This window comes from Exiguobacterium sp. A1_3_1, assembly GCF_048985645.1.
Classification (GTDB): domain Bacteria; phylum Bacillota; class Bacilli; order Exiguobacteriales; family Exiguobacteriaceae; genus Exiguobacterium_A; species Exiguobacterium_A indicum.
This window is the reverse complement of record NZ_WBYY01000092.1, coordinates 1-12,177: the sequence shown is the minus strand read 5'-3', so window position 1 is coordinate 12,177 and position 12,177 is coordinate 1. Positions and strand designations below refer to the sequence as shown.

Genomic DNA, 12,177 nt, shown 5'->3' with positions numbered 1-12,177 from the left:
AGCGTGAATCTTAAATTCTCCTTTGTATTGAATTATACCTAGGCTGTGTGAAGACTCGCTTCAATTTGTCTGATTTGATTTGGATTGAAAGTGCGTCTGTTTATGAATAGTTCTCCCGCCTAAATTGAATAGGTACAGTATATCGATATCTTTAGACAAAAAACCCTGAAAGGGATATTTTAACAACTATCCGTAATTCAGGGTCCAGTTCATTAATGGAGAATTTAAGCTATTTATTATATATGTGCCGAATCTTTTAAATGACGCCATACTTTTCCATCACAGTACGATAGAGAAGCACATTTTTGTTGCAAGACCAGTTTTTTTAATTCGTGTTCAATCTGGGATTCAGGAGCATCATAAATAAAGGCGATTTCAGCCGTTGTTGCTGTTTCATACCGTCTCAAGAATTGTTCGAGTGGTGGCTTCGGTTGTTTCTCGATCGTATGATCTAGCAATTCACTTAAGATCGAGACATACACCAAATACTCATAAGGTCCTTCTGCTTTGATCGCTTCTTCGTCTCCGACAAAAGCGAGTGTTGGAAGAATCCGAACATCCCAATCGGTGACTAGTTCGGTTTCTTTCTCGAGCATTTGCTGAATCGTATCCGACGAGACATCACGATGAAATTCTTCTAAATCCAAACCATACTCCGTTAATGCCTCTGCTAGCCGCATCAATGATGGGCGACTATAAGCACTTTCTCCTTCGACGTTATGAAGCATTCGAAGGCGTCGCATGAATCGCATACCAAACGTCTTTCCTTGAAGCTCAATTGCTTTTAGAATGACGAGTGGTGACATATCGCATGCAGATCGTGATGGAGCACATGGAATCGTTGCAATCGTCCGAAGACGGAACAGATGACCATATTCTAGCTCTAGCTTCTTGAGGACGGGTATCAACCGTAAACCATCCGTTTGTGTCACATCTAGAAAATGATAGATTTCCAGAGGTTTCGTCGGTTGTTGAATCGATGGTTCGTCCAATGAACAATAAGATCCGTTACATTGTGAGTGTTCCATCCGTTCACCCCTTCCTGTTGTTATCGTTACCCTATTTTAGCAACGAAAAAAAAGAAAGAGCAAAGGTTTTGCTTGTTCATTCTTACACGAAAAATCAAGAAAGCGCTTTACGCTCCATGAAGCGAACGATTTTGTTTTTTGTTTTGCGCTGGGGAATGTCATGTTCTGAAAGAAGTCGCTCGAAATCCTTTTGCCCTTGTTCGAAGTTACTGACCTCAAACTCTAACTCATAATCGGTGTGTCCGAGATAGCGACTTTTATCAAGGACAAGCAATCCTTCCGGGAGCACGGTTTCGATTCGTTCTGTCTCTAATCGACCTAAATGCTCCAAAGATCCCTGTAAATCAAATGACTTTAGCTGTTCGTTCATCTCTTCGGAATGAATTAGACCGTATTTGAACAGATCTTCTGCTTCAGTTGATGATAACGTGACATGCGTTTCAAGCAACCCTTCCTCATGGGGTTGTTTTAAAGTCAGTACGAGCCCTTGTTTTTTCTCACGAATCCGTAATGCAGCACCTTTTTTTCGAAGTTCAAAATCTGGCGTATCAAAATAATCATTTGCTTGCCAAATGGGTTGTTTAGCTGACGCATAATGGGTAAATAACGATAGATATTCTTGTTCAGACAATAAGTTCTTAAATTCGATTTCCAATTCTTGTCTAATCGGAATCACGCCTTTCTAGTTGAATGTCTGAAAATATGATAACATGAATGAGGTAGGAACAGGCAGTGAACCAATACTATTCGATTAAAAGTGGTGACAAATCAGATGACAAAAGAAAATTGGGATTTATTTCTTGCACCGTATCAGATCGCGGTCGATGAGTTGAAAGTTAAGCTAAAAGCGATTCGTAAACAATTTCAGCAACGGGGAGAACATTCACCGATTGAATTTGTCACAGGACGGGTCAAACCTGTAAAGAGCATTCTTCAAAAAGCGGAACGAAAAGCAATTGCGCGTGAGTCATTAGAACAAGACATGCAGGATATCGCCGGATTACGTATCATGTGTCAATTCGTCGATGATATCATTCATGTCCTTGAGCTGTTGCGCTCGCGCGGAGATTTTAAAATCGTCGAAGAACGGAACTACATTACGCAAAAAAAGGATAGTGGCTATCGATCGTATCACGTCATCATTGCCTATCCGGTACAGACGATCGAAGGTGAAGTTCCGACGTTAGTCGAGATCCAAATTCGAACGCTTGCGATGAACTTCTGGGCAACGATTGAACACTCGTTGAATTATAAGTACCAAGGAAATATTCCGGAAGAGACGCGTGAGCGTCTGCGTCGTGCAGCAGAGGCAGCATTTTTGCTTGATGCGGAGATGAGCCAGCTGAAAGTAGAAATCCAAGACGCACAACTCGTCTTTCAACGCGACGCTAAGGCGTCTGAACGATTAAAAGAGTAGGGGGATGACCATGCGTTTTGCAATCACGGCTCGTGATGATGAGCGATCTCATGCGCTGAAACAGCAACTCGAGCAGGCATTGACGGATCGGGGATGTATTCTTGATGTCAGCCAGCCGGAAATCGTCGTCTCGATCGGTGGAGACGGAACGATGCTACAGGCGTTCCATTCGTATCTCGATCAAGTAGAGACGATCACGCTTGTTGGGATTCATACGGGGCATCTTGGTTTTTATGCGGATTGGCGCCCTGAAGAAATGGATGAACTGATTGATCATATCGCGAAGCAGGATTTAGCGACGGTTCAATACCCGTTGCTTGAACTCTCGATTGATTATGCGGACGGTTCACACAACCAACTGCTTGCCTTGAATGAATGTACGATTAAAAGTTTTAATCAGACGCTCGTTTGCGATTTATCGATTCGAGGCGACTACTTTGAGACATTCCGAGGTGATGGACTGTGTGTATCGACACCGTCTGGTTCGACAGCGTACAATAAGGCACTCGGCGGAGCGATCGTTCACCCGGCGCTCGAAGCAATTCAAATTACAGAGATGGCTTCCATCAACAATCGTGTCTACCGGACGATCGGCTCACCGATGTTGCTACCCAAACATCATGATGTCGAAATTCGTCCCGTTAATCCGATTGATTTTCAGATGACCTATGACCACTATGCTTCGATCATTCATCAAAACGTGACATCGATTCGGTGCCGGGTCTCTGATAAAAAAGTGAAATTTGCTCGTTTTCGTTCTTTCCCGTTCTGGCAACGGGTGCGGGAATCTTTCCTGGCAGACGAAAGACGTTAAAGTAAAGGAAATGGAAACATGAATGGATTTCAGCTACAACAGATGGTGACTGACATTGAGGATGGCTGGCGTGTCAGTCATTTTTGTACGACCCGCTTAGGGATTTCGCGGAAAATGTTAGTATCGATTAAAAATCATGGGGATATCACGCGTAATGGTCAGCATGTTAACGTCCACGACGTCTTACACGCGGGTGATCGTGTCCATGTCTTCTTCCCGGAAGAGACACCAGCACCGGATATGGTGGCGACAGAAGGGGAACTTGATATTTTGTTTGAAGATGATTGGTTGCTCGTCGTCAATAAACCGCCGGGCATGGCATCGATCCCGTCACGACTGCATCCGGAACGCTCATTATCGAACTATGTCCTTGGTTATTACCGAAAACAAGGAATTCCGTATGCAATCCATATCGTTAATCGGCTCGATCGTGATACGAGTGGTCTTGTCTTGTTCGCGAAACACGGGCTTGCCCATCACCGGATGAGTCTCATGCAACGATCTAATGAATTAGAACGACATTACTTAGCGTATGCACCCGGAAACGTACCGGTACAAACGATTGATCAACCGATTGGTCAAACCGATCATTCCTTTATGGAACGGATGGTACGACCAGATGGTCAACGTGCCATCACGCATATCTTAAATAGCCGTCTAGTTCGAGCCTTTGACCAAGAAATTTCATTACTCGATATCCGACTAGAGACAGGTCGGACACACCAAATTCGTGTCCATCTTGCTTTTCTTGGGCATCCCTTGATTGGCGATACGATGTATCAAGGGAACCCGTTACTTCCGCGTCAGGCGCTCCATAGTGCGTCAGCAACGTTCCTTCATCCTGCGACGGGAGAACGGGTTCGTTTTGAAGCACCACTTCCTGAGGATCTTCGATTGGAAGGATAAAGTACACAAATAAAAGGCAATGGACTCGGTCCACTGCCTTTTATTTGTGCTTAGTCTTCATCGAACATGGAAATCCGAGATTGAGAGGCGATTGCCATGATCAATCCTAGACCGACGAGGTTTACGATCATCGTTGATCCCCCATAACTGATGAACGGTAAGGGAAGACCTGTGATTGGTAAGACACCAATCGTCATCCCGATGTTTTGGAAGATTTGGAACGTAAACATCGCGACATATCCTGTCACGATATAGGTACCAAATGGATCCGCTGTCTCGAGAGCAATCTGAATCAAGCGATAGACGAACAGGAACAAGACGATCAAGACGATGGCAGCCCCGATGAAACCGTAGTGTGAGGCAATCGTCGTAAAGATGAAGTCTGTATGCAATTCTGGAACGAACACTTGCAGTTTCCCGTACCCAACGCCGAACATTTGCCCTGAACCTGTTGCGTTGATTGCTTGGACGAGTTGGTACGACAGATCATCCGCATATTCGAACGGTTGCAACCAAGCCATGATCCGGTTCATCGCGTGACCTGGGAAAAAGGTTGCGAGTAAATCGTTTTGGAAAAAGAACAGGTAAAAGAAGATGATGACGGCTCCTGCGAACAGACCGAACATCGTCAAAAGCCATTTCCAGTTTAGTCCGGATAACAACATCGCACATGCTAAGATGACGCATAGAATCAAACCGATCCCTAGATCGGGCTGAATGATGATAAGACCGAGCGGTAAGGCTGTAACCGCGACCAACTTGATAAGTAACAAGAGATCTCTTTCATGTTGAACATAACGCGCATTGTGCTCGGTAATGACGGCAGCGAGCGTAACGATCAAAAAGAACTTCATGAACTCAGCCGGTTGAACCGTACCGATAACGGGGAATTGATACCAACCGTATGCCCCTTTGATTTCAGTGACGATTGGTGTGTTTCGAAGAACGACAAGACCAATCAATGACACGATACCTGCTCCATATAAAAACCAGTGGAATCGCTTCAACTGTTCATAATCGATGAAAATGACGACGGATAACGCCATGAAGCCGATGACATACCATTGAATTTGTTTGGCAGAGAAGTTAATGGCACTGATCGCACCTTTAAGCGAAGGTTGTGCTGTATAGATGGCGATGATACTGATGACCATCAGACAGGCGAGTAAAAAAAGCAACGTATGATCATAACGTTGTGTAAATGATTTGAATCGATTCATTTCATCCCTACTTTCTATCTCTTTCTATATTACCGTAATTTATCAAATCCGCAATATCAAGAGCGATGGTTGACAGAAGCGTTACGTTTTTGTAACCTGAAGATAGGTTTTATTACCAGGTACTAATTCAAGGGGGACTTTATCATGAATATTTATCCTTCACTCGAAGGCAAGACGTACGTCGTCATGGGCGTCATTAACCAACGTTCGATTGCATGGGGTATCGCACGTGCGCTCGACGCTGCTGGAGCAAGCCTGGCATTTACATATGTCGGAGAACGTTTCAAGGCACCACTTGAAAAATTAGGACAAGAATTATCACGACCGGCTTCTTATTATACGTGTGATGTCACGAGTGACGAAGAGATTGAACAGGTCTTCCAAATGATTCATGCGGACCACGGTAAGATTTCAGGGATCGCTCACTCGATCGCATTCGCGGATAAAGAAGCGCTTCGCGGTGAGTTTTCTGGGGTAACGCGTGAACAGTTTGCGCAAGCACTTGATATCTCAGCCTACAGCTTAACAGCAGTCGTCAAGGCCGCGAAGGATTTCTTCACGGAAGATGCATCCGTCATCACGTTGACATACCTCGGTGGTGAGAAAATGGTTCCGAACTACAACGTCATGGGTGTTGCGAAAGCCGCATTAGATGCAAGCGTTCGTTATCTCGCTGCTGAATACGGTCAGCAAGGCGTTCGTGTCAATGCGATTTCAGCTGGTCCAATTCGGACAGTATCCGCAAAAGGTGTCGGCGACTTCAATTCCATTCTTGATAGCATCGAAGAACGAGCGCCACTTCATCGTAACGTGACGACGGAACAAATTGGTCAAAGTGGATTGTTCTTGCTTTCGCAAATGTCGAGTGGGGTGACAGGAGAAATTCTTCACGTCGATAGCGGATTCCACATTCTTTAATAAACGATCGATTAAGCCAGGCTTTCCCATGCGGGAGGCTTGGTTTTTTTTTGTGCTCGATCGGGGAACTACCAAATATAAGTGTCACTAGAAGGAGAGAGGAAGTGCAGAGGATGAACGCAATCGATTTTACAGTCGTACAATATGTCAATCGTCAAGTACGTGTCGATCCACAGCTAAAGACTGAACCAGTCGCTCGAGTTCAACCGATACGCCCGACTGACCCTTACCGCGAACACGAAGCGGACGACTTTTTAGAAGAACAGGCAAATGCATACGGTGTATTACCAGAACTAAAACTTCCCGGTCGAAGCTTCGACCGGGAAGTTTAATCATTCATTGACCTGTGAAGCGGAATGTCTCATAGACACTCCAAGCACCGTTCTCCAGTTCATACAATAAAGCCATTTTCGTGACGTCCTCTTGGAAACGGATATCTTCCATCTTGAGACGTTCTAGTACATCGAACAGTTCGACATCCGACAGTTCTTGACCGATTGTGATGTGTGGCAAGAAATCGTATTTCGGCTTATGTTCGAGTGGTCCCGTATGCAAAGCGCGATGTAATTGTTCTAACTCATCCGTCGGCATTACTTTAAGGAACAAGACATTGTTCGTCGGATGGAACGAACGAGCTCCTTGGATGTGCAAATTGACAGGCTTCGTTTCGGACGCGATTCGATTCAACTCCGTCACGATGTGGTCTAATTCTGTCTCATCAACTTCCATCCGCTCCCGTAGCGTGATATGAGGTGTGATCAGTGCATACTTCGAGTCATATCTCTTTCGGTATGAATTTGCAAAATCTTGAACGCGTTTCGATGGAAACAATACAACCCCGATGTTCATCGAAAATCCCCTACTTTCCCCTGAAATGATAACGCTTTACAAAATAATCATGACGGATTCTGGCGTCGATGTCAAAGAAGTTTGAGAGGAGGTTCAGAATCCGTGTATACTAATGAAGTACTTTGTTGGAGAGGTGGATATAGTCATGAAGAAAACACATTCAAAAGAGGTCAAACAGGCAGCTATCGATAAGTTACATGAACGAGGGGTGACGATTCATGCAATCGCTGAGATCGTTTACCAAATGCAGGCCCCCTACACGGTGGATCTGACAATTGAAACATGTGTCAGTTCAGTAGAACGTGTTCTTGAAAAACGTGAATTACAACATGCGATTCTCGTCGGAGCAGAACTAGACATCTTGGCGGAAAAAGGGTTATTATCAGAACCCCTCCTGTCCATCATCCAAAGCGATGAAGGGCTATTTGGCGTAGATGAGACGATTGCGATTGGTGCCGTCAACACGTATGGTTCGATTGCGGTTACGACGTTCGGCTATTTGGATAAAGCAAAGGTCGGTATCATCAAAGAACTCGATACGAAGCTTGGGGACGGAAAAGTCAATACGTTCATGGATGATATCGTCGCAGCCATCGCAGCAAATGCATCCGGACGACTAGCGCATCGTTTGCGAGATAAGGAAGACTATTCAGCAGAAGAATTAGAAGAACGTAAGGGGACATACTGATGCGAGGTGCGAGAGGGGCATGGATTGGTGCATCCATCGCTGTCGTCTTATTCGTGATCATCGCTGTCTCCATTCGGACGACAGGCTATTTTTTATTTGATGCTCAATTATCGTCATATATGTCGCAACACGTCCCAGGGGATTACGTTTCTTGGTTCACTCAACTCGGATCAGGTCCAGGGGCGATGACGATGACGGTGTTACTTGGAATACTGAGTTATGTTTTGTGGCGGGATCGCATTGCAAGTATCTGGTATGTAATCATGGCAATATCAGTAGGTGTATTGAATCAAGTCGTTAAATTTGCCTTTGTCCGAGAGCGCCCCTCATTAAATGAATTGGTTGGTGGCGTAGGATACAGTTTTCCGAGTGGTCACTCAGCGATGGCTTTTGCCGTCTATACCGGATTTCTCGTTGTTGCGTTTCGTCATTTGAAAACAGGTGGGAAGGTACTTGTATCGATCGTGACGATTGGATTATTCCTCGCCATGGGAGCTTCTCGAATCATTTTAAACGTTCACTATTTCTCAGATGTCATCGGTGGATATTGTTTTGCCGCGATTCTTTTATGTAGCTCCTATGCATTCATCGTCTCCCGTAGAAAAAAAGGAGTGGCTTGATGTTACTGTTAGATGTTGATCATAGTTTATTATTTGATGAAGAGACGATGCGCTCCATCGACAAGCCGACGTTGCTTGTCGAGCGAGTCGCTGGGCGACCTCGTTTTATGACGATGCGAGCGCATCTTAGATTAAAACGGTTAGTATCGATTAACGGTGTTGTTCCGGTGACGAAACGAACGATGGAAGAGTACCAGCAGTTGGAACTCTTTCAAATCGATGCGCCACCGAAGTGGGCGATCATTGACGGTGGAAAGATTTTGCTTAAAGAAGGAAAAGTGGATCGTCGATATGAAAATTGGCTTCGTCAGTTCAATAAGGAGACATCACTTGATTCCATCCTTGAGTATCTCATCGAAATGGAACAAGTTTCGATTGATGTATATCCTTCTGAGACGTTATCCAGTGTAATCACGCTTCCGCATGAGCCGATTCAACGGACGACGGACGAAGCCGTATTATTAGAAGAACTATTTCGTAAGTATGAAACGACATGAAAAAACCGGACGGTCTCAAGCAGACCGTCCGGTTTTCATCGTTTCGTGCAAGATATCAAGTTGTTGGTAAAGGAATCTCATCGAACCAGTACACACCGACCGTCTCAGCGCCAGCATGTGCCAAGATGGAAGGACCAAATTGGGTAATGCGTACTTGAAGCTCCGGATGTTCTGTAGAAATCAAGCGCCGTAATTCTTCAGCAGCGGCATGAGCGAGCGTATGACTGACATAAAGCGTCCGATCATATACACCATGAGCACTGACTTTTGATGAAATTTCACTGACCATTTCTTTAAAAGCTTTTTTGATGGAACGGACTTTTTTAAATGGGACAAGTCGTCCTTCCTCATTAAATTGAGCGATTGGTTTAATATTGAGCATGTTTGCTAGTAAAAATTGACTTCCTGAGACACGTCCGCTCCGTCGCATCGTCTCCATATTTCCGATGATCAGATAAAAATGCGATTTGTGTTTGAATGTCTCAAGCGTAGACATGACTTCATCTGGACCTTTACCAGCAGCAACGAGTCGTTGTGCGATCCGGACAAGTTCTTGCTGATTCGCAGCACCTGTATACGAATCAATCGCGTATAAGGGGAAACCGACAGCTTCAGCTGCAGCGACGGAACTCGAATATGTGCCGCTCAGTCCACTCGTGATATGAATCGCATACCCATAATCATAGCCATCTTCAAGCAATTGTTCATACAAGGTTACGAAGTCACCGAATGATGGTTGAGAAGTCGTCGGTGAAACGTGAGAATCTTCTCGCATTTTTTGATCAAGCTGTTCAATCGAGATATCGACATACTCCCGGTAAGACTCTCCGTTTAAGATGAGTAAAGTCGGTATCACATGGACTCCGATTTTTTCAGCCTCTCCTGGCTCAAAAAAAGCCATGCTGTCGGTAATCCAAGCAATCTTATCCATGTATATGACGCCTCCATTAATAGAACCATTTTGTTCATCATACCATAGCGATGAAAGCGGAATCACTAGCTAGCGCGTTTTTGTGTGATAGAAGCACTGGAAACGTGTCCAAACCATGAACTGATACCGAAGGCGATGAGTGTTGGGAATAACCATTCTAAACTTTGATCCACTAAAGGTAAGGATTGATAGAACGTCTTAAGATTTCCCGGGAAAAGCGAAAGTTGATTCAACGCACTACAGAATGAGAAGAAAATTGTTACACAAGAGTTGATTGATAAACAACCGACTTACGACGGAACAGATGACGCATGAATGTCAATGCGATCAAGACGATGACGATTGGATAAAGGAACATCAATACCGGAACAGCAATGGATAACAATGTTTGCAATCCGACGATCGATACCGTAAGACCAAGAGCAGTCGTGAAGATACTTGCCGCTTTTAAAGATACACGGTTGGAAATCGTCATCATATATTCTGCAAATGCGGTGACGAGACCAACTGATGTCGTCAAACATGCAAGCAGAATTGCAAGACCAAGTAAAGCTAAACCAATTGAGCCGAAGGCAGTATTTGCATAATGCTGAAGAAGTGCTGGACCATCAACTTTTCCGATGGCGGCAAATGTGTTACGTCCGATCATTCCAAGTCCGACATAGACGAGAGTCAAAGCAGTGGCAGCGATAATTCCGGCACGAGTGACGACTTTAAATTGTGCTTTTCGTTCATGAACGCCTCGGCTTTTCAATGTATGCAGTACGACGACACCAAATACCAAGGCGCCGAGTGCATCAAGCGTTAAGTATCCTTGAAGGAAACCTTGAATGAATGCCTGTCCAGTCGTCTCATACGCTTCGTTTGGTGAAGCGACACCCGAAAGTGGCGAAATGATGCTACTGATGCTTAATGCAGCAAGAGCAATCAGTAATAATGGTGTGATGAAACGCCCGATGATCTCAAGTAATTTTCCTGGTCGTAGTACAAGATAAAGTGTGGCAAGGAAAAAGAGACTCGATGAGATGATCAACGTCATTTGTGAGGGAGCACCAAGAAATGGTACGACTCCGAGCTCATACGTGACAACCGATGTGCGCGGAATTCCGAAAAAGGGACCGATCGCAACATAGAGTGCGAACGTCAAGGCAGCACCTACAAAACGAGGGAGTGGTGCAGCAAGTGTTTTGATGCCACCCCCGATAGAGGCAACTGCAAGTAAGCCGAGCAAAGGAAGACCGACACCCGTTACGATAAAACCAAGGATGGCAGGAAGGAACTGTGAACCCGCAAGCGCACCGAGTTCCGGTGGGAAAATCAGGTTACCGGCACCGAAAAATAAAGCAAAAATCATAAATCCTAAAGCAAATGTATCTTTTGTCTTAAACATGTGTTGTCCTCCATTCATCCTAATTTCATAAAAAAAGCCTCATCCACTAAGTTTGTGGATAGGCGTCGTTTGCTCAGACGCCTTGTCGAAATGACGAAAAGGGCCTGGATCTTCATTTTCTCAAACGAGAAATGAATCTTCAGTCCCTACTCTTAATCACAATCAGTCGTTCTTGGATGAGCGTTGCGTGTGTCATGTTTAAAACCTCCTGTTTGAATTTTTCTAAGGATAACATGAAGAATTTAATAAAACAATATTTTCTGAAAATTCATCACCGAATTTTTGAAAATAAATAACGCCTCTAGTAGAGATGAGGTTCTCTACTAGAGGCGTTTCGGATTACATATCAGCTCGTTGCAATCGAGCGCGTTTTTTTGTGGCGTTTCAATTTATGGAGGAGCCAAGCGTGAACGACCTCACAGGATTGACGTGGTAACGTCAGTTCAACAAGCGATTCCTGCTGTTGCCCTCTAATGATGAAAAGTCCATTTTCTTCATCGACAGGGGCGATGGTCATTGAACTCGCTTCATTCAGCGACAATTTCACTTCACCGAGTGTCGCATCCTTTAATTTCAGGATGTTCCCATTTGTCGCAAATTTCGTGAATGAGCCAATTCCGTTCACTTTTAACTGATCCATATTGAATTCCTCCTTCTGCTGATTCCAGTACTATCCCTATAAAAAACAGGGTCTAACTTCTATCTTGAAAAGGTTATCCTCATTATAGCGAAGTCTTCACAAGATGCTAGTCTTATTTTGTGTGAAAATTCGAAAAATTTTTTAACAATATTGTCATATGGATAGGAATACCTGTTAAGAGGCAATCGTGATATGAAATTCAAATAGAACAAAAGCATCCTTTTCCAAAAGAAAAAGATGCTAAAGGTCAATCTAACTC

At 44.3% G+C, this 12,177-nt stretch carries 14 protein-coding genes and 1 pseudogene; 8 read left to right on the top strand and 7 right to left on the bottom strand.

The window, feature by feature from the left end; translation table 11 throughout:
• Positions 1-236: 236 nt before the first annotated feature.
• Complete coding sequence (locus F8N00_RS10810) at positions 237-1,028, bottom strand: DsbA family protein (RefSeq protein WP_421018194.1); 792 nt, start codon at positions 1,026-1,028, stop codon at positions 237-239.
• Between the two features lie 94 nt (positions 1,029-1,122).
• A complete protein-coding gene (locus tag F8N00_RS10805) occupies positions 1,123-1,704 on the bottom strand; it encodes a CYTH domain-containing protein (RefSeq protein ID WP_235515916.1) in 582 nt (193 codons plus the stop codon).
• Between the two features lie 96 nt (positions 1,705-1,800).
• Here F8N00_RS10805 and F8N00_RS10800 point away from each other — a divergent pair, with 96 nt between their 5' ends.
• From F8N00_RS10800 to F8N00_RS10790, 3 genes are read left to right on the top strand one after another with little or no spacing between them, the layout of a single operon-like run.
• A complete protein-coding gene (locus F8N00_RS10800) occupies positions 1,801-2,445 on the top strand; it encodes a GTP pyrophosphokinase (RefSeq protein WP_035396676.1) in 645 nt (214 codons plus the stop codon).
• Between the two features lie 10 nt (positions 2,446-2,455).
• Positions 2,456-3,259, top strand: coding sequence for an NAD kinase (locus F8N00_RS10795; protein WP_023468882.1), 804 nt, complete (start codon positions 2,456-2,458; stop codon positions 3,257-3,259).
• An 18-nt stretch (positions 3,260-3,277) separates the two neighbouring features.
• The gene (locus F8N00_RS10790; RefSeq protein ID WP_023468881.1) at positions 3,278-4,165 is read left to right on the top strand and encodes an RluA family pseudouridine synthase; all 888 of its coding nucleotides are present in this window, start codon (positions 3,278-3,280) and stop codon (positions 4,163-4,165) included.
• A 50-nt stretch (positions 4,166-4,215) separates the two neighbouring features.
• On the opposite strand, the gene F8N00_RS10785 is transcribed toward F8N00_RS10790, so the two are convergent.
• Entirely contained in the window at positions 4,216-5,385 is a 1,170-nt protein-coding gene (locus F8N00_RS10785) for an FtsW/RodA/SpoVE family cell cycle protein (protein ID WP_035396680.1), read from the bottom strand.
• Positions 5,386-5,529: 144 nt separating this feature from the next.
• Between F8N00_RS10785 and fabI the strand changes: the two genes are divergently transcribed.
• On the top strand, positions 5,530-6,303 hold the full coding sequence (fabI, locus tag F8N00_RS10780; RefSeq protein ID WP_023468879.1) for an enoyl-ACP reductase FabI: 774 nt from the start codon (positions 5,530-5,532) through the stop codon (positions 6,301-6,303).
• 113 nt (positions 6,304-6,416) lie between these two features.
• The gene (locus tag F8N00_RS10775) at positions 6,417-6,635 is read left to right on the top strand and encodes a hypothetical protein (RefSeq protein ID WP_023468878.1); all 219 of its coding nucleotides are present in this window, start codon (positions 6,417-6,419) and stop codon (positions 6,633-6,635) included.
• A 4-nt stretch (positions 6,636-6,639) separates the two neighbouring features.
• On the opposite strand, the gene F8N00_RS10770 is transcribed toward F8N00_RS10775, so the two are convergent.
• Positions 6,640-7,152, bottom strand: coding sequence for a YjcG family protein (locus tag F8N00_RS10770; protein ID WP_023468877.1), 513 nt, complete (start codon positions 7,150-7,152; stop codon positions 6,640-6,642).
• Between the two features lie 145 nt (positions 7,153-7,297).
• Between F8N00_RS10770 and F8N00_RS10765 the strand changes: the two genes are divergently transcribed.
• The 3 genes from F8N00_RS10765 to F8N00_RS10755 are packed head-to-tail and all read left to right on the top strand — an operon-like array spanning position 7,298 to position 8,957.
• Positions 7,298-7,840 (top strand): phosphatidylglycerophosphatase A, encoded by a 543-nt coding sequence (locus F8N00_RS10765; RefSeq protein ID WP_034786059.1) that lies wholly within the window; start codon positions 7,298-7,300, stop codon positions 7,838-7,840.
• Positions 7,840-8,460 (top strand): phosphatase PAP2 family protein, encoded by a 621-nt coding sequence (locus F8N00_RS10760; protein WP_023468875.1) that lies wholly within the window; start codon positions 7,840-7,842, stop codon positions 8,458-8,460. Before F8N00_RS10765 ends, F8N00_RS10760 begins: the two co-directional genes overlap by 1 nt.
• Positions 8,460-8,957, top strand: a complete 498-nt coding sequence (locus tag F8N00_RS10755; RefSeq protein WP_055968682.1) for a hypothetical protein — start codon at positions 8,460-8,462, stop codon at positions 8,955-8,957. The genes F8N00_RS10760 and F8N00_RS10755 overlap by 1 nt, the downstream gene beginning before the upstream one ends.
• A 55-nt stretch (positions 8,958-9,012) precedes the next feature.
• Here the strand turns inward: F8N00_RS10755 and F8N00_RS10750 are convergent, their stop codons facing one another.
• From F8N00_RS10750 to F8N00_RS10740, 3 genes and pseudogenes are all read right to left on the bottom strand, one after another.
• On the bottom strand, positions 9,013-9,888 hold the full coding sequence (locus F8N00_RS10750) for a DegV family protein (RefSeq protein ID WP_023468873.1): 876 nt from the start codon (positions 9,886-9,888) through the stop codon (positions 9,013-9,015).
• Positions 9,889-9,953: 65 nt separating this feature from the next.
• Positions 9,954-11,242 (bottom strand): annotated as a pseudogene (brnQ, locus tag F8N00_RS10745) (branched-chain amino acid transport system II carrier protein).
• A 382-nt stretch (positions 11,243-11,624) separates the two neighbouring features.
• Positions 11,625-11,918, bottom strand: a complete 294-nt coding sequence (locus F8N00_RS10740; RefSeq protein WP_023468871.1) for a hypothetical protein — start codon at positions 11,916-11,918, stop codon at positions 11,625-11,627.
• Between the last annotated feature and the right edge of the window lie 259 nt (positions 11,919-12,177).